A 21,601-nucleotide genomic window follows, 5' to 3' on the forward strand; every position below is an offset into this window, starting at 1 on the left:
GACGAGACACCCCCCCCGTGTGCCTATCGCGGCATATTCCGGCGAGAACGCCAGGGTTTCACGTCGCTTTGAAATTTCTGCGGCCCTGCCTCTGAACAGACTTCGGCCGAGGCGTTAGGTTGGATGAGCTGACCCCGACGCGATTCGCTTCGGCGAGATCCCCCCAGAAAAACACTCTGCCATGAACGCCATCATTCCCGCTGCTGCATCCGATTTGGCGGCCGATGGGACGATCAAACCGCCCCGTCCGTTCGTCCACCTACACTGTCACAGCCACTACAGCCTGCTCGATGGGGCGGGCGATATCGGCAAACTGGTCAATCGCGCCGTCGATCACGGCATGAACTCGCTCGCCCTGACCGATCACGGCAACTTGCACGGGGCTCTCGAATTCTACCGCAAAGCCAAAGATGCCGGCATCAATCCGATCATCGGCTACGAGGCCTACATCGCCCCGGGCAGCCGGTTCGACAAGGGCGGCGCCAGCAGCAGCAAGGCGGCGAGCTACCACCTGACCCTGCTCGCTCAGAACCGCACGGGCTTCAAAAACCTGATCAAACTGGCCTCGGCCGCATCGCTCGAAGGTTTTTACTTCAAACCGCGGATCGACAAGGAGATCCTCGAAAAGCACAGCGAGGGCATCATCTGTCTGTCAGGTTGCGTCAGCAGTGAGTTCAGCCGCGCGATCCTCAAAGGCATCGCGACGGAAGAACACGAACGGGAAGCGAAGAAAATCGCGGGCTGGTTCCACAACGTCTTCGATGATCGGTACTTCATCGAAATCATGAACAACGAAGTCGACATCCAACGGCAACAACTCGAAGGCGCTGTCACGATCGCCAATCAAATGGGATTGCCACTCGTCGCGACCAGCGATTGCCACTATGTCGATCCCGAAGACGCCGAGGCACAGGACATCATGCTGTGCATCAATACGGGGCGGTTTCGTACCGATCAAACGCGAATGAAGATGGAGAACGACCAGTTCTTCCTGCGCAGCCCCGAGCAGATGTATGAAAAATTCCCGGGACTCGATGATGCGGTCGCCCGCAGCCAACAGATCGCCGACACCGTCGATATCGAGATCGAATTCAACAAGTACTTCTTCCCCGGCTTCGAATGCCCCGACGAGAAAACACCGCTGCAATATCTCCGTGACCTGTGCGAACAGGGATTGATGGAGCGGTATGAAGGTGATGACGAACGGATCGTCGATGGCAAGCTGTCCGACGAGGTGATGGCGAGGCTCGACCGGGAACTCGACGTGATCGAGAAACTCGGCTACCCGACTTACTTCCTGATCGTCTGGGACTTTGTCAATCACGCCCGCAGCGTCGGTATTTCGGCAACGGCTCGGGGCAGCGGCGTGGGCGCGATCGTGTGCTACGCCCTGTACATGTCCCACGTCTGCCCGCTGCGATATGACTTGCTCTTCGAGCGGTTTCTCGACGAAAGCCGGACCGAGCCGCCTGATATCGATATCGACTTTGAAAAAGAACGTCGGATCGAAGTCATCGACTACGTCAAAGAACGCTACGGCAACGAAATGGTGTGCCAGATCGGCACGTTCGGTACGCTCGCGGCCAAGGCAGCGATCAAGGACACCGGTCGCGCGCTCGGGATCCCGCTCTCACGCGTCAATCAGATCACCGAGATGGTGCCCGATGAGCTGAAGATCACGATCAGCAAAGCGCTCGATAAAAGCGCCGATTTGAAGATGGTCTACGACGGGGACCCCGAAATCCGCGAGCTGCTCAATCTCGCGATGAAGATCGAAGGCTTGGCAAGGAACGTGGGCACTCACGCCGCCGCCGTCGTGATCGCGGACAAACCGCTGACCGAGTACGTGCCGCTCGGCCGCGTCCCCGGCAAGCAGGACGTCATCACGCAGTGGGCGATGGTCGACGTGGAAGCCTCCGGGCTGCTGAAGATGGATTTTCTCGGCCTGCGGAACCTGACCATCCTCAGCCGCACGGTCAAGCTGGTCGAAGAAACGACGGGCCAAACGATTGATCCTTTGAAATTCCCGCTCGATGACAAACCCAGCTACGCGCTGCTGCAACGCGGCGAGACCAAGGGTGTCTTCCAGCTCGAATCGGGCGGTATCCGCGACCTGCTGCAGCGGATGAAACCCGACACGTTCAACGACATCATCGCCACCGCGGCACTCTATCGCCCCGGGCCGCTCGAAGGCGGGATGGTCGACGATTACGTCAATATTAAACACGGTCGGCAACAACCCGAATACAAACACCCTGTGCTCAAGGAGATCCTGGAAGAGACCAACTCGATCATGGTCTACCAAGAGCAGGTGATGCGGATTCTCAATCGGCTCGGTGACGTGCCGTTGGCCAAAGCGTACACGTGCATTAAGGCAATCTCGAAAAAGAAACAAGCCTTGATCGATGCCAATCACGACGTCTTCATCGCCGGGAGCGTTAGGAATGGACTCGCCGAAAAAGATGCCGAAGACATCTGGAATCTCATCGTCAAGTTCGCAGGCTATGGCTTTAACAAGAGTCACAGTACCGCCTACGCGCTCGTCGCCTACCAAACCGCGTACCTCAAGGCGCACTACCCGACCGAGTTCATGGCCGCGCTGCTCTCGAGCGATATTTCGGGGCGAAACTTCAAACGCAAGGATGCCCTCGTCGAGCACATGGAGGACTGCGATCGAATGGAGATCGAAGTCATCCCGCCCGACGTCAATAGCTCCGCTGCTGACTTCAGCGTCACCGACAACAAGATCCCCTTCGCCCTCTCGGCGATCAAAGCCTGTGGCGGTTCGACGGCGGTTTCCATCGAAGCCGAACGGGTAAAGAACGGACCGTTCCGCGACATCTTTGACTTCTGCGAACGCGTCGATCCTCACGACTGCAACCGCAGTGCGATCGAAACGCTGATCAAAGCCGGAGCCATGGACAGCTTCGGTGCCAAACGCAGCCAGCTCGCCGCCGTCGTCGAGCGAGCACTGCAAGCCGGTGCGGCCGTCCAAGCGGACAAAAAACACGGTCAAGCGAGTTTGTTCGGTGCCTTTGATGAGGAAGAGGAATCTTCCGAAGACGACGCGACCGCTGGCGTGCCGCTGCCCGATATCGAAGAATGGCCCGACCGCGAAAAACTGCTCGCCGAAAAAGAGGTGCTCGGGTACTACCTGCACAGCCACCCGCTGGCGGAGTTCGAACCCAAACTCGCAACCTTCCGCACGCACACCACCGAAGCACTGGTCCAGTGCGGTGATCGCGATGAAGTCATCCTCGGCGGCATGCTCAGTTCGATCAAAATCGCCCACACAAAGAACCCCAAACCGGGCCAACCGAGTAAGTACGCGAACTTTGATCTCGAAGACATGCAGGGCAATGTACGCTGCATCCTCTGGCCACGCGGCTTCGCGGTGTGTGGCGAGCGGGTCCAGCCCGATGCGGTCGTGCTGCTCAAAGGCAAAGTCGATCGGCGCGGCGGCGGTGACGAAGTCAACTTGATCGTCGACGAAATCACACCGCTGGAGGAACTCGATAACAAGTTCACCCACGGCATGCGAATCCGGCTCGACGAAGCCGACCACGATGAGACCACGGTCTCGAAAGTCCGCGAGATTATTCGCGGCTATCCCGGACCGAAAGAGCTGCATCTCTCGATGGCGTTGCAAGAAGGCGAGACAGTGCACTTCCGCGCCGACAAGTTCAAAGTCGACATCTCCCCCCAGCTCCGCGAGCGACTCGATGACCTCCTCGGCCACGGCCACTACAAACTTCTAATGAGCAAACCGCAGAGGTAAGCTAGCGTGAAGTCGTTGATTCCGCCGGGACAAGCCCGGAGCGGAGATCGGAGAATGAAAGAATGGAGGATTGATCTTCATTCTAGCGATAGTAGCTGGCAGTTGGTGCTCCGCCGGGACAAGCCCGGACGGAAGCAATGATGCTCGTCATTCGCGTCTGCTGGGCTGGCCCCGGTCGGAACGCACAAATAGCAGCTACCAAGTGATTTTTCGTTGTGCGGGATCCTGCGTTTGTTTCTTGATATAATGGAGAGTCCAACTCGGTCCCTTCCAACTGCGTGGCCGGATTCTTGATGGCTGCTGATTTTGACATGCCCCCAAAACACGAGACGTCAGTGCACGAGACGCCAGAACACGAGAGCCCTGACTACCTCGCTCAGCGAAATGCGGCGATGGCTGCCGTGACGGCTGGGTTTGTGGGCGTCGACCAAAGCGATCCCAAGGGACCCTCGGGGCACGCCTACGGGCTGCGGACCAGCACTCGGCTGACGTCCGACTACCGACAGCGAACAGGGAGAGGATGCGTGGATGTTACCCCCCGAGAAGTCGTCGATTGCCTGCGTGGCGCCGGCGTCAAGAAATGGATGTTGATGGGACTGCATGGCTTGGTCGGCTACTTGCCGATGCCTCGCGCCACCCAAGACGTTAATGTCATGGTGCCCGACAGCGAAAAGGCGAAAGCCGCCAAAGCGATCGCCTCAGCCTGGCCGATGTTGACTCGTGTCGAGCTCTCTCAAGTCATCCGGTTTCTCGATCCCGCCGATCTCGATCCGCAAGGCAACCCGAAACCCGTCATCGATCTGATGCTGCCTTGGGGTGAGTTTCAACGCATGATTTTGGATCAGCACGTCATCATCGATGCGGAAACCGGCAACCGATTGCCAACATTGGAAGCCGTGCTCGCGTCCAAGTACGCCGCCCTGGTGTCGCCCCATCGCTCGCGAGATAAAAAGGAGCAGGACGTGGTTGATTTTCGCCGGGTGATCTTGGCAAACTCAGCGGACATTGACAGCGAAGCGCTGAGCGGAAAAGAAAAGGTGACGGAGGTAATAATTGGAAAAGAAAAGGTGACGGAGGTAATAATTGGGCGATGTTGCTCATTTCGATTGCGTGAGCTTCTTCCGAGGACGTCCGACCGACCGCATGGTGTACCACAGCCCGTGCCTTTCCGCAATTTCGTCAGTCCAGGTCTCGTCACCAAAGGGCCGACCGCGATTGACCGACGTGCGCATTGCTTCGAGTTCCGTTTTCGTGAGCGCTGCATTAACACGCTTGAGCCAGTCTCGTAAACGCGGAATCGGCCACGGCGAGAGGATCTTAGGAGTTGGCTCAGGACGTGTGCACCAACGGTGGAGTGATCCATGTCGCCAGTCCTCTGCTTTATCGACCAGACACGCACGTAGAGGGTTTCGCTCGACGTACCGGCAGACCACGTAAAAATGCTCATCGCTCTGAACTGGGAAGCTCTTGAACCTCGACTGGTAAAGGTGGCCGTATCCGTGACGGTGGTAATGTCCATGATAACGCAAAGTGTGAGTCGCTGAGACCCAACGCAGCAATCGTCCTATTTGTCCGTCTTTCCTTGGTCGCAGAACAAGGTGCCAATGATTGGGCATCAGACTGAATGAGAACAATTCGACGGGGTACTTCTGCAATCCTTCATCGACGATGCGAATGAACGCATCGTAGTCCTCAGGCTTCTTGAAAATTTCATTCCGATCATTTCCACGATTCAGGGCATGATAAATGATCCCCGCTTCGTCAGATCGCTTTTGCCGGGGCATGGCTCGCCTCAAGGATGATTGCGTAGAAAGGCTCATTCTGAACGGCTGAATCAGCCAAAACTACCCCCGTCACCTTTTTCTTCCCCACCTTTTTCTTCCCTGTTGTTCATGCCCTCCACGCTGCCGTTTGAGATCTCTCCCCGGGCCCGAAACCAATTCAACATTTGCTCACGGTGGCGACGCAGTGTGCCTGCCATCTCTTTCATCGGCTCAATCTTCGACCGCATGGCCCGAGTACACCATTGGTCCAAAAACTTTCCCGCCCACGTCGCACTCTCGTAAGTCCAGAATCGTTAGAAGTCTTCTCGCATCAGATAGGCTTTCACACTGCGAAGATTGTACTGAAGCAGTTCATTGAGCTTCACTGTCTGTTTGGCTGTTAAGTTCTCAGGACGTTTCAGCAGGCATCATCGTGAGTTCTTGAGCACCGGCTCGTAGCCATCGGCTTTCATCTGCCGAGCCTCTTCGGCGCGAACTTGATTTAACTTGTCACCGAACTTCTTCATCACGTGGTAACGATCGAGGATATGAACGGCGCCGGATGCTTGCTCCGCGATCACATTCATGTACTGCTTCCACATGTCCGTGCAAACGAAACGCAGGCTCTCAATCGAGGAGGCTGAAACTGCGCTGAAGAAGCCACGCAGACTTTGTTCGGTTCGATCTCGGGCGACATAGAGCAGACGGCGACAATCGGAGTCGATTTGGTAAACCAAAGTGATGTACTTGTGCCCGCGTCGATACGCGATCTCGTCGACTCCGATTGCTTCGATTCCCCCAATTTCACGGTGAACCAAGCCCCAGCGTACCACCCAGTCTACGGCTCGATAAACCGTGTCCCAGCTCGTCCCAAAGATCGCGGCGGTTTCTTTCCAGTTGAGCCGCTTAGCCCATGATGCCAGGAAGATTCGGTAGCTGTGTGTGGATTGATGTTTGCCGTCAGCCCAGGGAAGCCATTCGACCTTCACGCCGCAATCAGGACAGTTCACCCGACGCATCGTGTAGAGAAAGATCACTGGGATGGCCCAGAGCGGAACAAACTCGAAGCGTCGTACTGGGCGAGTATCGTAACCGGGGCGTTTCTTGCGACAGCCGCTGCAAACAGGACGACTGCGGGCATGTGGTTTCAGCGTGACCAGGATCAGGGACTGGTCGTCGCTGAAACGTGCATCGGTGTAGACGAAGCCCTTTTGCTTTTCGACGTGGTTCAGGATAGTCTTTAGCTGCATCGAGTCGGTGTGTTGGTTGCGTTCGTGTTCGATTTCAGACTCAACACTAACACTACCTTCCCCGGCGCGGTGCTTTTCATTTTCTTCGAGAGAGAGAGAGTTTTTTTGCCTCGCAATCTGATCGGCCTGCGCAAGCAGTTGAGGCCGATCAGATTGCGAGGTAAAAAAACGGCCCGTTTGTGAGCGTGTGCTTTCTCCGCCCTCCCGAGTCGCCGTCAACCGCTCGTTTCTATCGATTTTCACCCACCGATTTGGCTGAAGAGCCATCTAATGACGCAAACGACGAAGAGCGTTTTTGACGCTGAAAAACAACGATCACTTCAAAAATCTGGTGACATTGTCGGATAGACTACGCGCTCAGTTATCACCGGCGACGTAGACAAAAGTGGATCACCGTCAGGGTTGACATTAACCGTACGCTCCCGACCACTTGAGCGAACGGTGAGTTCGATACCTAGAGACTGTGAGTTGGCGATAAGCCAAGCAAAAGAGTTTTCGCACTCTCGCAAACTGATGTTATCCACATGGGTCACGACATCTCCAGGCTGCAAGCCTGCCTTCTGTGCGGGACCACCTCCATCAACCTCTGTCAGCCTGACGCCGCTTGAGTTGCTTTCATAGGTCGCCCTCATCCTTCTTGGTGGTGCAAGTAGTGAGTCAATTCTAGAAACGAAGAATTTCCGGTAGCGTGCATCACGAGCTCGTATCCAATCCTCTTGGTTGGGCAGAGGCTGGGTTGCTTCGATGATTTCTCGTCGCAATGACTGCACGAACTCACGCGTTTTAGCATTCATGAGTCTGCCGCCTGCTCTGTTCTCAATATCAATCAAAATACCCTTTATGCTATCCAATTCTCCGGCGCTGGTCGATGCGGGATAAAACGCCTGATCGCGCGTACGTCTCTTGTCGTCGATATAGGAGGTGTTCTGCGAAATCCTACCTGACAAAGGTTGCAATCGAACACTTTGCGTGGTTTTTCCCACCCGGAAAACTACGGACTCAGTCGGCTCGAATTCGAACTCGATTTTCCCGTTTATATTTGTGTACCCTGACATTACACCTTGATCCTTGGGGATAATTATTACCATCTTGCCAACAGCCGGCCGCTCACCATTTTCATCAATCTCAACGACACTAAGGTTGATGGCAATATGCTCCTGAGCGATCGTTTGAGATATCAGACCAATGGCCGCCAAAGCGAACACGCAAAACTGTTCAATGGCTCGTAACATCGATGTCCTCAATTTTAAGTAAAAGGTCAGAAGTAGTCAGCTCTCTCGCCTGCTTGGCGTCAGAAATAACACCTAGAAGCACAAGCAACCTTGCTTCGCCTGTCGCTTCGTCCACTTCAAACCGAGCCGGCTTCCTGCTCTGCTCGATTAGCGACCGAACGGACTTTGTCCGCTCAAAATAGAGGAATGCTGCCTGATAAAAAATCTCGTCCGTCGTTTTGAGGTCTAGTTGGAAACCAAAGCGTGAAGGAGTGAGCGAGAAGCATGAATCCTCCAATTCCGCGCTGGTAACAAAATAGAAGTTTAAGGGTTTATTTGGTGGAACTTGTTGTGTCATGCCTTCTTGAGCGAAGGCAATGAGCATCTCAAACTCTGATGGAATCTCATCAGAAAGCGATAGTATCTGTTCGACCTTCAAGTTAGTCGGTCGAATCGACAGCTTGCGAATAAGCGAAATCGATAGTGGATTTAGCATTAACACTCCAGCAGCTAGTGCGAACACAACCCATGTTCCTGCAGACTTTAGATTCCATTGGTTGCCCCAGCTAGTGCGTTCACCCACCTCCAAAAGCGCCGCTGTTTCATCTTCGTCATACGCTTGCAGCTTCTTAATAGGAAGCCATCTGGTTTTCGCATGTCCGCTCGGTATTCCCCCCGTGGCTGTCATTCCATCTCCAAGATCAGGAATTCCGTCGAGAACGGCCCTGGCGGCCAATAGTCCTGCACAATAAAGCAACTGCACTTCTACGGGAGAAAATGCATCGAGGTCCGTCCTAATCCTCCTAACGCGGCGATACAGGTCGGGCGACAAAGAAATGTTTTTGCTGGAATCGTCACTTCTAATGTCATTCTGCAGACGGACAAAATCGATCGGTCGCGCTGAAAGTGAATTTCGAATTGAGCTATCTGATTGGCAACGGAGCAAATCGAATTCAAGACCGTTGACGCGATGCATGAGAATGTCGGTCGCGCGAGATGCTCGCCTCGTCAGAAACCTAAAAGAAGATCCTACAACCTTGTCAAATTTTCTCTCTGCGTCGCTAACTAAAACGGCACCGCCGCCACTAGACAACTGGTGGCAAGCATGTACGGCTAAATTGTCAAAGACGCCACCATCTGCCAGGAACTGAGTGTGGCTAAATACCGATCCGTCGACTTTTAGTCGTCGCGGACTTAAACGGTAAGGAGAGAATAGGGGAGGAAAAGCAGACGATGCAGCGACGCATTCACTCAACCGCAAGGAATCCGACGGTATAAACGTCGATTCTGCAAGGGGGGTTTCTTCTTGAATGTCTGGGTAGACCCCTTTATTAGTAAAGCAGCAAACCGTTCCGTTTGTAAGATTTGTTGAAAGGAAATGAAACTGCGGAGCACTACTGTCAATGTCACTCAGTGTATTGCGTCCAAGGATCTTTCTATACCCTGTCTCTAGAAACGAAATTGGACGTAGCCTTCTTTCTAAACACAGAACGAATGGCACAAATATGCAAGCGGCAAACACGACTCCGATCGCTGCTGTGGAGAACTCGAATTGATGCCACAGAAATGTTATTGTGACGACGAGAGTCGCGAGTGCGGAAAGCCAAAACAAGACAGCCTTGTATACTATCTGCTCACGCAATCCGATCTGTGTGAAAGCGACGAGTTCCGAAGCGGCGCGGTCAAACTGCGTTTCGCTGCCGGTGTAGTCCGACCAGTGCAGGGCCATGTGTGCCGCAATGATGCTGCCTCCAGATACCGAATAGACAGCGCTGACACTACTTAGCTTCCCACTTTCCCTTAAATAGCGAATAACTCCAAGGTGAAATAATGTCGCCCTAAATCCGCCGCCCGAAAGCAGAAGCGTGAATTTCGTATCAGTACTGTCGGAATGCTGCTCAGTGTCGGCTTCTTTGAAGGGCAGTTCGCCAGTCTCGCTCTGACTTAAATTTCCTTGCAGTTGTTTTTCCGCATCATCTGGCATCAGCTTGTCCTTCGGCGAAATCTTAACTCTATCTTACTAAAGCACGGAATGAAGTGCCGGGTGAATCTTTGGCATGTTACTAGTGGTTTGTCAGCGTTAAAGATTAGGGTTGGCACTGTGAGCCGTTTGGGCGCTAGCCCCGGTTATTACGACAGAACGGCTCACCCTAAAGGTCAAGACTGTCAAACCACTAGCTTGCTCGAGACCAGAAGTATCGCTCTTAACCGACTCGCTGAGAATCGCATTCGGGTGGGCGTATTCTGGCCATTCAGAATCGAATAAAGATTTATAGGATAAATTGTCACGGAGCTATCTTACCAAACTGCGGGGGCCGCCGCAACCCCCCCCCCCCCTCAGAATCATCGACGGCATCCTTGCTTGTGTTGAGATTTTTGTGAAGAAAAACCACGATGCAACAAGGATGCCGTTCTTCGCTAGCTCAAAATTGTTTCACGCCAGATTCGCCCTAAGTCCACGCCATTCGAGCCGAGCTCTGCAGAGGTGCTGGCTTGGCAAGGGATATCTCGGTCGCCAGCGTTTCCCTGCAAAAGCGGTACGCCCATGGTGTTGTCGGTCCCTGGCGAGCGTTTGTTCGTCAGGGACGCATTTTTGAACGATCATTGGATACGAGAGCCATGCCTCAAAAAAACTTCCGCTGTGCTCTGCGCACGCTTCCGTCGGATGAACCTGTTTTAACGGCCTCGCCGGAGAGCGGCAGACCCCTTTTCGCTTGAACCCCGAGCAGACTGCTGGCAATGGCAGCGGTCTCGGCGTCGGGACAACCATGTTTGGCTGACCCTCCGCTGGGTTCAGCCTTCCTCTTGCGAACCGTGCAGTTGCCGGGGGATGTAGCGTCCGGGACGGTCTTCCGCGTAGTGCGTCGCCAATGCGCTCTCAAAATCCTCGCGGGTCTTGAGTTTCGGAAACGCCAGCCTCACGTTTTCATAGTCGGGGTGGTTTTGCGAGTACTTAATGCAAAACTTCCTCATCAATAGCGGGGCTCGCTCGACCGTGTAGGTCTGCTCACAGAGTTTGAAATGTTCTCGCATCACAGCAGCTTGCTCGGCCAAAGTTGGTGGGGGTGGTAAAGATTCACCCTTTGCCAACCGACGAGCTTGCTCGAAGATCCATGGGTTGCCGATCGCACCCCGCGCCACCGTCACGCCATCGACCCCGGTTTGGCGAATCATCGCCAGGCAATCCTCGGCACTGAAGAGATCCCCACTACCGAGGATTTTAAAACCGCTGTGAACGTGCTGCGTGACCTCTCGCAGAAACTCCCATCGGCTGGGGCCGATGTAACGTTGGGCCACCGTCCGGCCATGTACGGTTGCCGCCGAGAGACCGGCGGCCATCGCACCATCAAGAATTTCAAAGAACTGATCGCGCGCCTCGGGGCTGTCGTCGATCCCACGCCGCATCTTGACCGTGACAGGAATCTCCGGCGGTACGATGTCACGGGTTCGTTTCAAAATATCGATTGCCACGGACGGTTGAGACAAGTGAAACCCGCCGCGGCAGCGTCCCAGCACCTTCTTCACCGGGCAACCAAAATTCACATCGATGATGTCGAATCCAGCTTCAACGAGCTTCATCGCGCCGAGTGAAAACTGCTCCGGTTCGGCTCCCATTAACTGACCACCGACCGGGTGCTCCTCGTCAGCAATGTCGAGGAAATGCTTCGTTTTTTGGCGTTTGGTTAGCGACAGCAGGAACTGGTCGAGCATCACCTCGCAGACGCTGTAGGTAGCACCGTGTCGCCGCGCGATCACACGCATCGGCAAGTCGCTGTAGCCAGACAACGCCGCTTGCACGACGGGAAATCCGATCTCCACATTGCCAATCTTCAGCGGCTTGCAGTCGGTTTGCTGTTCGCAGTCGGTATCGAGCGGGGGTGCTTGGTTCATGAACCTGGTGTGGATGACTGAAAGCGAAACGGAGCGTCATCGCCCTCGACGAGCAAGTATTCCTCGCTGCCCGAGAGCGGCTGGTCGGGATCCAAAGTGAAGGTTTGCGTGTCTCCCGAGGGCCAGCGTACACGCAAGGCGTCGATTTTTTCACCAGGGGCAATTCCGAATGACACGCACCTCTGTGACGCCGCCTGATACCCGCTGCCGGTGGTCAACTGCTGCGACCGCTCCCGCCCGCCCGATTCGATCGTAACCATCGCCCCAATGGCGCTGGCGTGACCCCGGGTTCCCACGAGGAAAAATGTGATCGCGCGGGCCTCCGTTTTGCTGCGGTTGAGCAGCAGCGATACCGGGTCGAAGAGGTGCGTTACCAAGGCGTCGACACGACCATCGCGATTCGCATCCAGCGTAATCAAGCTGCGTCCGAGTCTTGCGGTTTCAAAGTATTCACCGACCGACGCGGGATCGGGTGAGAACCAAGTCCCGTCCGGGTGACGGCTGAATAGCTGCATCGGCATGCGGTAGGGACGCTCGGGCTCTGGATTGTCGTTGAGGTGTCCGTTGGCGACTAACAACTCGGGGCTGCCATCGTTGTCTGCGTCCAGCCAAGCCGTCCCGAACGCCAATAGATCGTTGGTCGGCGCCGCCAACTGAACCTGGGAGGTGAGGTCAGCCCACATCCCCGGGCGGATCTGTTCGTAATACGTGTTGTACTCGCCTTCGAAATGCGTCAGATAGAAGTCGGTGTCGCCATCGGCATCCGGGTCACCCACAGCAATCCCCATCGACGCTTGCGGTAGCGAGCGATTGTCCACAGAGAGCCCCCGCATCTTCGCTTGCTCGTCGAACTGGAAATCGCCCTCTGCGTCTTGGCTGCCCGACCAGAAGTGGTTGCCCGACATATCGTTGGCAACATACAGATCGAGCCCGTCGTTCTGGTCGAAGTAGCCCGCCACGATTCCCAGGCCGTGGGCGATCGAATGCGATCCCAACCAGGCATCGGTTTGCTCGGTGAAACGTCCGTCGGGCAACCCCTGCCAAACCTGATCCGGTTGCGCTGCGAAGGATTTCGGCAGGCAGGCCATCGCCTCACCATCCTTCTCGCATAGCATCGTGAGCACGCGATCTCCGGCGCAGTACCCCACATCGAACAGATCGAGGACGCCGTCTTGGTTCATGTCCACCATCGCGACCGAGCTCGTCCAGCCATCAGCCTGGATCCCCACAGCATCCGTGACATCGGTGAAGGTGCCATCGCCGTTGTTGCGATAGAGACGATTGCCACCGATGTTGGCGATATAGAGATCGTCAAAGCCGTCGCTGTTGAAATCTCCGACAGCGAGTCCTTGGGAGAACCCGGTTTCGCCCACTCCCGACAGCGCCGTGACATCGTGGAACTTCCCGGCATGATTCTGAAATAGCGCGTTGGGTGCCGAATCTCGTTTCTTGGGCATGCCATCGAGCACGGTCAAATAGACATCCGGCCAACCATCGTGATCGTAATCCAGTGTGGCCGCGCCACCAGCGCCAGATTGATAGATCCACAACCCCGACTCCCCACCGCCCACGGGAGGCTGGACTCGGCAGACATGATTCAACCCGCGATCAGCGGCTTCATCGACAAAGTGAATCGTTTGCGTTTGATCGGCCATGGATGCAGGCGTTGGTGTGGTCGACCTCGGCTCAGCGGATGGGCGTGTCCAATCGAAACCAGGTAGATCGGTGAAATCCATCGACGCAGTCAGTAGATCTGTCTGCACCTGCCACGGCGTGCTCGCGGAAAGTTCATCGCGAATCGCCAAGTAGAGATCCTTCAGCCCGGGGTCTTTGTTCTCCGGCATTGTCGCACCCACACGCAACCACGAAGCCGCTTCCCATAGTCGACCGAGACCGCGGAGGGTTTGGGCTACACGGACGGCATCGCGTTGGGACCGGTTGTGGTTGGTCCGCAGTTGGTCGACACGTTCGATCAATTGCCCCACCTTCCCCGCTTGAACCGTCACGACCCGCGACTGGTCAACGTAGCCAGCCTGGATCAGACTCGTGGCGAGTTTGCCGAGCACTTCCCCATCATTCGGGTCAATTTGATAAGCCTGCCAATAGGCCGCGACAGCCTGCTCGTGCTGCCGCTTGCGACTGGCCATTGCCGCTGTCGCGAGCCAGTACTGAGGTTGCTGCTCAATGTTGTCGGGCAATTGACTCGCCCAATCCGTAGCGGCATCGACCTCCCCCAGTTCCACCAGCGCGCGACCGTAGTAGGCGGACGCAGGTACAAATGCAGGGTACTTCGCGACGACGGGACCGAGCGTCTCAGCCACAGATTCCCAGAGTCCCTTGTAGGCGGCCTCACGGGCCGATGGAAAATGTGACCGTAGATCCTCAGGTGCGTGCTTGATCGCATAGTCAGCAATCGCGCGGTCGTTCTGCGGACGTGTCAAATCCGACAACATCACCAATTCGTTCAAACCACCCAATCCACGCATCACCAACCAACGCAGATGCGTACCCGCTTCCTGTTCAAGACCCAACGCCGCCAACAGTCCGGCCACGTCGGTGCGAATTTTGCGGTCGTCGGGATACTGCTCCACGGCAGTCCGCAATACCGCCACGGCCTCAAAGGGACGCCCGATCCGCATCCATGCTTGCCCTGCCTTATTGAACAACGCCACCGAGGGAGGTGACGAATGCTCGATCGCAGATTCGTACAGCTCGATCATCTGCTGCGGTCGGTTCAAAGCCGCCTCCACGTCGCCAGCCAATTCCAGCGTGGCTGGGTCCTCGGGGGTAGCGATCAAGGCCTGTTGGATCAACGTCGATGCGGCCGCGGGATCGCCCCGTCGAAGCAGACGTTCGGCTGCGGCAAATTCATCAATGTTGCCACCGCCGGCAGTGTCAACTGAATCAGAAGAGGCAGCGGAACGCGGGGTTGGCTTGGTGAAATCACAACCCACCCCAAAAATCACCAGCATCGCGATCCACATCAATCTCAGTGCACGAGGACGGAGAGGCATCGTTTCCTCAAGTTCATTTCGGAACATGCAAACGCTCGTCATTTTCTATCACCAAATAATGCATGTCCGCTGCCACATCCGCGAACGATTGTATGTTACCCGAAGGCCAATGAATTTCCATGTTATCAACTCGGTCAGACGCGCCCAAGCCGATGTCGATGACCGGATCATTGGCACCCATGTACCCACCGGCCAACCGCCATTGGTGAAACGTTTGATCGCCGCACGTGACGACGACCTCGGCGCCCACCGCATCGCGTTCACTCGCGGTACCGACGAGTTCGAGCCTCAGCCAATGTCCCGTATCGGTGAGATTCGCCAGTACCGCGACGGATGAATCGAGCGAATTGGCTACCAAATCTGGTTTGCCGTCTCGGTTGAAATCCGTGCGTACCAAAGTCCGACCAAGCGTCGGGGTCGTCCAAAAAGATGCTGTCGGATCGTCGGATTCGTGGTCTGGCTCGACCAGGGTGAAACCACGGGGGCCTCCCTGGAAGAGTTGCGGCAGCATGCGAAAAGGCACTTCGGGCGTCCCATTCTCCGCAGGATCGAAAACGTGTCCGTTTAAAACGCTCAGGTCGAGCCAGCCATCGCGGTCGAGATCAACCGCTTGAATCCCAAATCCCACCGTCTCCCGACTTGGCGCGGCGATGCCGAACTGAGCCGCACTGTCGGTAAAGAAACCTCGTTGGCCTTGGATGTAGAGGTTCGAAGGTTCATTCCAATAGTTCGAAACGCAGAAGTCGAGCTTGCCATCTCGATTGAAGTCCCCGCCTGTCACTCCCATGCATCCCTGAGGCTGGGCGAGATCACCGGTGGCGCAGCCTCGCAGTTCGGCCTGGTTGTCGATGACGTAAGGAGTGGTTTCATCTCTCGTCCGACTCACCCAAAAAAAATTGTCTTTCGTGTCATTGCTGACAAAGACGTCGTTTCCATGCTCGCGATCAAAGTTTGCGATGATCCCTGCGAACCCATAGTTCGGCTTCAACGCACTGGGAGCCACGCTGTCCATCGCCACCCAATCGCCCTGCCCGTTTCGCTTGAGCAATCGATCCTGACAGGCGCCAAAAATTCGAGGAGAGCAATCGAAACCGTCACCCCAGCACTCGGTCGTGAATGCGGATTCATCGTCGATGTAGTTGATCTCTACGATTTCCGGCAACGCATCACCGTCGAGATCGCCACAAACACAACCGCTCGTCCAGGCCTCCGAACCATCGATCACGGTACGGGTGAACGTACCATCGCCATTGTTGATGTACAAAAGGTTTTCGCCAATGTTCGCGACCACCAGGTCTGTGAATCCATCTTGGTTGAGGTCCGCTGCGGTCACACCTTGCCCGTAGCTGCGATCATCCGACTGCGACGCCAAGGCAACCTCCGCTGTCGCGGTGCCGTTGAGATTTCGATACAAACGGTTCGGATAAGAGTCGTGAGCGTCATTCGGACGCCCGCCCGCGTCGCAAAAATAGAAATCCATCCAACCGTCCCGGTCGTAATCCAGCACCGCGATCCCGCCACCATTGACCTGGAACATCCGCAGACGTTTGGCCTCCGGTTCGCGATTGTTGTGGTAGCGAAAATCAATCCCGATCTGCGCCGCGACGTCGACCAAGCGAATGGACCGCTGCTGCGATGGTGGAATACCGATCTCGCGGGAGGCGACCATCGTTGCTGAATCCCCTGCTAAGGAAGCCCGATCTGGCATCCTCCAATTCGATGGATCGACGCCGCATAGTCGATCCGACTTCGCTGCCTCGGTGTCCGATTGCAACAGCGCTTCTCGCGCCGCGATCAGTTCTGGCATCGCGTCTTCGAGCCGGCCTGATTCATGAGCCAGCACCATCCGCCAGGAGAGGGCCTCCCAGGGACGACCGAGCTGGTCGAGGGTCTCTGCCAGCAACCGCATGTCGCCCGAGCGACTCTCCCGGTGGAGCCCCACGTTGAGTGCTAACTGCCAAGCGTCAGCGAGCAACGTCTTTCGCGCTGCGACTCGCTCGGCGGCATCGATCTCACCGACTGCGGCGAGCGCCTCGGACAGTCGCAAATACGCCACGCGGTCGGTCGGATCCAGCTGAACCGCTTCACAAAAGGCTCGGATCGCTGGCTCGGGTTCTCCCGATCTCAGCATCCAAGTTCCCAGCGTGGTCCAGTACTCCGGCTCTCGCTCAATGCCTGCAGGCAAGGACGCGATCCAACCTCGCAGCGCATCGTCTCGCTGCAATGCTTCGTAGACACGCCCCTCCAACGCTGCGACAGCGGTGGATTGGGGGAACTGCTCTCGCAGTCGCTGCGCGAGCACACTCGCCGGTTCGAGGTTTCTTTGAATGAGCATCTCCTTGGCGCGGGCCAGATCCCGCATATCGATCGATGACGGGGCATTCTGGCTAGCGGGTGTTGGTTCATTCTCGTCGCTCAGTTGATCGTGATAGGGCACGCTCAGAGTGGTCAGACTGAGCAGTTCTTTTTCAGTCACGTCTCCTAATCGAATGAGAGCTCGAACATGCTCGGCCGATTCGATCCGACGTGCCTGTGAATTGAAGAGATCTGCCAAACGTCGATGCACGGGAGCGAGATCCCCATACTGATCCAGCATCGCTTCCAAAGCGACCTCCGCCTCCGCCAAGCGATCCGCGTCGAGCAGCCAGTCTGCCGCCTGCCCCATCGCGGGAAAGCCCGCTTCGGGATGCTCGGGAGGTATCAACTTCAACGACTCGATCGCCTCATCAAGCTTCCCTTGGCCATGTGCTGATCGCGCCGCCATGAACAGTACCGGGGCGTTGGACGGGTCACCCGACAACATCGAACGAATCACCGTGTCCGCTCGCTGGAAATCTCCCTGGGCAATCAAATCACTGATCTCCTGCAGCGAGAACTCGCCCCGCGACGGCGCCTCCACCGCCGACGAAGCAGACGCACCCACCTCGGCAGGTCTGGCGTGGCCACTCTCCGTCCCCCGTCCTTCCTCAGGCGTCCTATCGCAGCCCGCAATCGCCAACCCAGAAACCAGCAGCAGGGAAATGTAGGGTGCCTTGAAAGCCATCATTGGACGATCGTTTAACGATGGTATCATTCAATAATGCCTGAAAAGATCGACTTGCCTGTCAGCCGCAGAGAAACCATTTCAGTGTAACGGCGAACGATCGATTTGTGTTCGGCTGGCTCACACGCGGCGGAAGCCCCCGGTACTCAACAGATGCGTGCGGAGTCGTTCGCGACACGTCATCGCAAACTCAGCGACGTGGGGTGTACGGAAATCCGGATAGGTCCAACGATGGTGAATCCACCGGCCACCCATGTAGTTGAGTGTGACTTCCGCGAAAATACCATCATGCAGATAGAGCCGGTGATCGCGGTCCTTGATCGTCGCCAGCACCAATTTTGCCTGCGTGATGTAGCCGGGATCCAAGTTGAGCGGTCGCGTCTCGGCGTGATCGCTCGATTGAGCATACTCACGCTCCCAGGCGTTGGTTAGCCGCTTCCAATCGGCCAGCCCGGCGGGGTCGGCAAAATCGTCGAACGCGACGAGTATTTTGGTCAGACCCTCGCCCATTTCAGCAGCGTAGAATCCACCGGCGGTGAAGGGTGCTGGTGAGGAGACCTCTGCGGCGGCCCCCCAGTGCTCACAAAGTCGTTGCCGGGCCCAATGGCGAGCCTCGGCATGCCGCGAAATCACGGCGCAGAATCGGACAACGGGTTCAATCAAACGAGGTTTAGCCATACGCCTGATCTTAATACCTAGCCGAAAATCGGTCTGCCCCTCGCTCCGCCGTGCCAGCTCTCAGATCGGCCAGCCCCCAGTTCAGATTTTGGCTGGTGCATCCGGCTCGGCTCGCTTATCGTTAACGGCATCTATCCGACGGACCTATCGACCGTCCTCCGCCACTCGACCCGCTGCCATGCCCTCACTGCCCGTCCTCTCGCAAAATCAGTCCGCACCCGAGGAGGAGGGTTCGGCCCAGCCCCGAAAACGGCACTTGCTCGATACCTCCGACGAAGCCCTCGCCGAATGGCTGGCCGAGCGGGGCTACCCCGCCTTCCGTGCTAAGCAAATTCGTCGTTGGCTCTATACCGGCCGGGCGGATTCGTTCGACACCATGTCGGACCTCCCTGCCAAACTGCGTCTGGAACTCGCCGAGGCGTTTGACGTATTTAATGCTTCCGAAGCACATGTGTCGACTTCACGCGACGGCACCGAGAAAATCCTGGTGCGGCTGATCGACGGTGGCGAGGTCGAGTGCGTTCTGCTGCGTGACGGTGACCGGCGAAGCATCTGTGTCAGCAGCCAGGTCGGTTGTGCCATGGGCTGCGTGTTCTGCGCCAGCGGATTGGATGGTGTCGATCGCAACTTGACCCGTGGCGAGATCCTCGAACAGATGCTACGTCTGCAGCACCGGTTGCCGGAATCCGAGCGGCTCAGCCATATCGTGATGATGGGCATGGGCGAGCCACTGGCCAATCTCCCGGGAGTTTTGGCGGCGCTCGATGTCGCCCGCAACCCTGAGGGACTCGGTATCAGCCCCCGGCGGATCACGATCAGCACCGTGGGTCTGCCACCAGCGATCGAGAAGTTGGCAGCGGGCGGGGTGCCCTACAATCTCGCTGTCAGCCTGCATGCCCCCAATGACGAACTGCGCAGCGAACTCGTGCCGGTCAACAAAAAGATTGGCATCGAGCCAGTGCTCACCGCTGCCGATCGCTACTTCGCCAGCTCCGGTCGCCGGCTCACCTTTGAGTACGTTCTGCTGGGCGGCATCAACGACTCCGAAGCCTGCGCTCACGAACTCACCCGGCTACTGCGTGGCCGTTCGGTGATGATGAATGTCATCCCCTACAACCCCGTCGAAGGATTGCCGTACGTGACGCCGAACAAGGAATCGATTGCACGATTCCGGCAAATTCTCGAGACTGCAGGAGTCAACGTGATGTTCCGCCAGCGGAAAGGTGATGAGATCGACGCCGCCTGCGGCCAACTCCGCCGTCACCGAGGAAAACAAAAGGCCTCCTGATCCAGCGGCGCAGATCCTCGGCGTGCGAACGTCCCGATAGACATCGTCAGGGTAACCAGCGGGCAATGCACGCAGGCGACACGCTCAGTTGTCCCGCGACGTTTCGCTACCCCCAGCGTCGGCACTCCCGTCGTCGGTGAAACGCAGCGTCGCCGTGATCGGATAGTGATCCGACGGAGTTCGCCCATCGTATTCGGTTCGATCAATCTCTGCCGACTCGATCGTCCAGTCGGGCGTGACCGCGATCCAGTCGATCCGGGCTCCTTTCGTAACGTTGGGACGAAACCCTGAGAACGTGGCCTCGGCGTCAGTCGCGTCCGGGTGAGCGGCGGCGAACGTGTCCACCAACGTGATGCCGCCCGAGTTGTCTGGGGACGACTCGGCAAAAAGAATCTGATGCGGTTGACTACCGGCGCCGGCATTGAAGTCACCGGTTAAAACGCAGCGACACCCCTCGCCGAGATCGCTGATCTTCTCGCCCAATAATCGTGCCGATTCCTTTCTCGCGTCCGGGCCGCGGTGATCAAAGTGGGTATTGACGAACAGGATAGCCGGACCATCCGAGCGACGGTCTCGAAGCTTCACCCACGAGCACATTCGTGGCAGGCTGCTGTCCCAGGACTTGCTGCCGACCACCTCCGGCGTTTCACTGAGCCAGAAGTGGCCCTCATCGAGCCGCTCGAAACGATCACTGCGATAGAAAATGGCGGTCATCTCGCCTTGCTGGCCCCCGTCCTGACGCCCGATCCCGATGCTCGCGTACTCGGGCAGTTTCCCCTCGAGAAACTGTTTTTGAAAACCGAGGGTTTCCTGCGTCCCCAATAGATCCGGCGAAAACGCTTGGATCGTTTGAGCCACCAGCAGTTTCCGTTTCTCCCAATGGTTCTCTCCATCCTTCGCCTTTCCGTAGCGAATGTTGAAGCTCATTACTTTCACCTCCTCGGCGGAGGCTGAACCGGGACAAATCGACACTGCGGAGCAGGCGAACAGCAGACCGCAAAGGATCGAGAAAGCAGGGAACCGTTCGATGGCGAATCGTGTAGTGTTCAAGAGGACGTAACTCGTTTTGAAAGTTGCAAGAAAACCGAAATGGCGGGCGACCGATCGAAGCAATCCGTCTCGTCAGGCTGACGTTTGTCTCATCGTACACGATGAAACGATGAGGAACATTGACTCGAACTTTGAAACGAAGTAGTCTTTGGGTGCCCTCCGTCGTCCCTGGTCGTGTGTTGATGTTGCGTATTTTTCCTCTCGCCGTTTTCTTCGTGATTTTGCTGGGTGTCTGTGCGCCCCGCTCAGTCCAGGCGAGTTGCGGCGATTGGCTGCAGCACGCCGATTCGATGCAAGACACCGAGGAAGCCGCTACGGCCCCAGCACCGGCCGAGCCCTGCCATGGTCCCGCCTGCGGGCAATCGCCCACGGGAAAGGATCCGCTGCCCGCGATTCCTGGGATCGAGCGGCACCATCATGATGCGGCGCTGCTCTGCCAGGAACGTGTGATGCAGGCATCGCTGGATGCGCAGTCTCGCTGCGGTGACCGTCTGCTCTTGCCGAGCGGCTATCGCATGGCAATCGAGCGGCCTCCGCAATCCTAGTGACCAGGAAGCACTGCGGTCCTGCCGCGCCTCTCGCCCCACCGATGATTTCGCAGCCACTCTCGACCGAGCGTGGACCGAATGCGGTGG

Annotated in this window: 11 protein-coding genes and 2 pseudogenes; 4 read left to right on the forward strand and 9 right to left on the reverse strand. The window is 56.8% G+C overall.

Translation table 11 applies throughout. From position 1 onward, the window contains the following. Positions 1–181: 181 nt before the first annotated feature. Entirely contained in the window at positions 182–3,778 is a 3,597-nt protein-coding gene (dnaE, locus tag CA85_RS04055) for a DNA polymerase III subunit alpha (RefSeq protein WP_146390040.1), read from the forward strand. A gap of 293 nt (positions 3,779–4,071) precedes the next feature. After that, on the forward strand, positions 4,072–5,067 hold the full coding sequence (locus CA85_RS26005) for a hypothetical protein (RefSeq protein ID WP_315852697.1): 996 nt from the start codon (positions 4,072–4,074) through the stop codon (positions 5,065–5,067). A gap of 129 nt (positions 5,068–5,196) precedes the next feature. Here the strand turns inward: CA85_RS26005 and CA85_RS26010 are convergent. From CA85_RS26010 to CA85_RS04105, 8 genes and pseudogenes are all read right to left on the reverse strand, one after another. Beyond that, a pseudogene (locus CA85_RS26010) lies at positions 5,197–5,598 on the reverse strand (transposase); the annotation flags it as partial. A gap of 14 nt (positions 5,599–5,612) precedes the next feature. Beyond that, positions 5,613–7,058, reverse strand: a pseudogene (locus tag CA85_RS25585) (ISL3 family transposase). Positions 7,059–7,111: 53 nt separating this feature from the next. After that, positions 7,112–8,023 (reverse strand): PDZ domain-containing protein, encoded by a 912-nt coding sequence (locus CA85_RS04080; RefSeq protein WP_146390044.1) that lies wholly within the window; start codon positions 8,021–8,023, stop codon positions 7,112–7,114. Beyond that, positions 8,007–9,986, reverse strand: a complete 1,980-nt coding sequence (locus CA85_RS04085; protein WP_146390045.1) for a patatin-like phospholipase family protein — start codon at positions 9,984–9,986, stop codon at positions 8,007–8,009. Before CA85_RS04085 ends, CA85_RS04080 begins: the two co-directional genes overlap by 17 nt. An 809-nt stretch (positions 9,987–10,795) precedes the next feature. Continuing rightward, positions 10,796–11,893: a tRNA dihydrouridine synthase gene (locus tag CA85_RS04090; protein ID WP_146390046.1), complete on the reverse strand. Its 1,098-nt coding sequence runs from the start codon at positions 11,891–11,893 to the stop codon at positions 10,796–10,798. Further along, positions 11,890–14,934 carry an FG-GAP-like repeat-containing protein gene (locus CA85_RS04095; RefSeq protein WP_222435402.1) on the reverse strand — a complete coding sequence of 1,015 codons (3,045 nt, stop codon included), beginning with the start codon at positions 14,932–14,934 and terminating at the stop codon, positions 11,890–11,892. Before CA85_RS04095 ends, CA85_RS04090 begins: the two co-directional genes overlap by 4 nt. Beyond that, on the reverse strand, positions 14,921–17,953 hold the full coding sequence (locus CA85_RS04100; RefSeq protein ID WP_186774733.1) for an FG-GAP-like repeat-containing protein: 3,033 nt from the start codon (positions 17,951–17,953) through the stop codon (positions 14,921–14,923). The genes CA85_RS04095 and CA85_RS04100 overlap by 14 nt, the downstream gene beginning before the upstream one ends. Positions 17,954–18,070: 117 nt before the next feature. Continuing rightward, the gene (locus CA85_RS04105) at positions 18,071–18,628 is read right to left on the reverse strand and encodes a DUF4416 family protein (protein ID WP_146390049.1); all 558 of its coding nucleotides are present in this window, start codon (positions 18,626–18,628) and stop codon (positions 18,071–18,073) included. A gap of 178 nt (positions 18,629–18,806) precedes the next feature. Here CA85_RS04105 and rlmN point away from each other — a divergent pair, with 178 nt between their 5' ends. Continuing rightward, positions 18,807–19,916: a 23S rRNA (adenine(2503)-C(2))-methyltransferase RlmN gene (gene rlmN / locus CA85_RS04110; protein WP_146390050.1), complete on the forward strand. Its 1,110-nt coding sequence runs from the start codon at positions 18,807–18,809 to the stop codon at positions 19,914–19,916. Positions 19,917–20,000: 84 nt separating this feature from the next. Here the strand turns inward: rlmN and CA85_RS04115 are convergent, their stop codons facing one another. Next, complete coding sequence (locus tag CA85_RS04115; RefSeq protein ID WP_246112485.1) at positions 20,001–20,966, reverse strand: endonuclease/exonuclease/phosphatase family protein; 966 nt, start codon at positions 20,964–20,966, stop codon at positions 20,001–20,003. A gap of 152 nt (positions 20,967–21,118) precedes the next feature. Between CA85_RS04115 and CA85_RS04120 the strand changes: the two genes are divergently transcribed. After that, complete coding sequence (locus tag CA85_RS04120) at positions 21,119–21,511, forward strand: hypothetical protein (RefSeq protein ID WP_222435403.1); 393 nt, start codon at positions 21,119–21,121, stop codon at positions 21,509–21,511. Positions 21,512–21,601 lie beyond the last annotated feature (90 nt).

The sequence above is a fragment of the Allorhodopirellula solitaria genome (assembly GCF_007859855.1).
Classification (GTDB): Bacteria; Planctomycetota; Planctomycetia; order Pirellulales; family Pirellulaceae; genus Rhodopirellula; species Rhodopirellula solitaria.

Excerpts from the sequence above, each read along its gene's own strand:
- dnaE (WP_146390040.1), top strand. The coding sequence starts at position 182 with ATGAACGCCATCATTCCCGCTGCTGCATCCGATTTGGCGGCCGATGGG.
- CA85_RS26005 (WP_315852697.1), top strand. The coding sequence starts at position 4,072 with ATGGCTGCTGATTTTGACATGCCCCCAAAACACGAGACGTCAGTGCAC.
- CA85_RS04080 (WP_146390044.1), bottom strand. The coding sequence starts at position 8,023 with ATGTTACGAGCCATTGAACAGTTTTGCGTGTTCGCTTTGGCGGCCATT.
- CA85_RS04085 (WP_146390045.1), bottom strand. The coding sequence starts at position 9,986 with ATGCCAGATGATGCGGAAAAACAACTGCAAGGAAATTTAAGTCAGAGC.
- CA85_RS04090 (WP_146390046.1), bottom strand. The coding sequence starts at position 11,893 with ATGAACCAAGCACCCCCGCTCGATACCGACTGCGAACAGCAAACCGAC.
- CA85_RS04095 (WP_222435402.1), bottom strand. The coding sequence starts at position 14,934 with ATGTTCCGAAATGAACTTGAGGAAACGATGCCTCTCCGTCCTCGTGCA.
- CA85_RS04100 (WP_186774733.1), bottom strand. The coding sequence starts at position 17,953 with ATGATGGCTTTCAAGGCACCCTACATTTCCCTGCTGCTGGTTTCTGGG.
- CA85_RS04105 (WP_146390049.1), bottom strand. The coding sequence starts at position 18,628 with ATGGCTAAACCTCGTTTGATTGAACCCGTTGTCCGATTCTGCGCCGTG.
- rlmN (WP_146390050.1), top strand. The coding sequence starts at position 18,807 with ATGCCCTCACTGCCCGTCCTCTCGCAAAATCAGTCCGCACCCGAGGAG.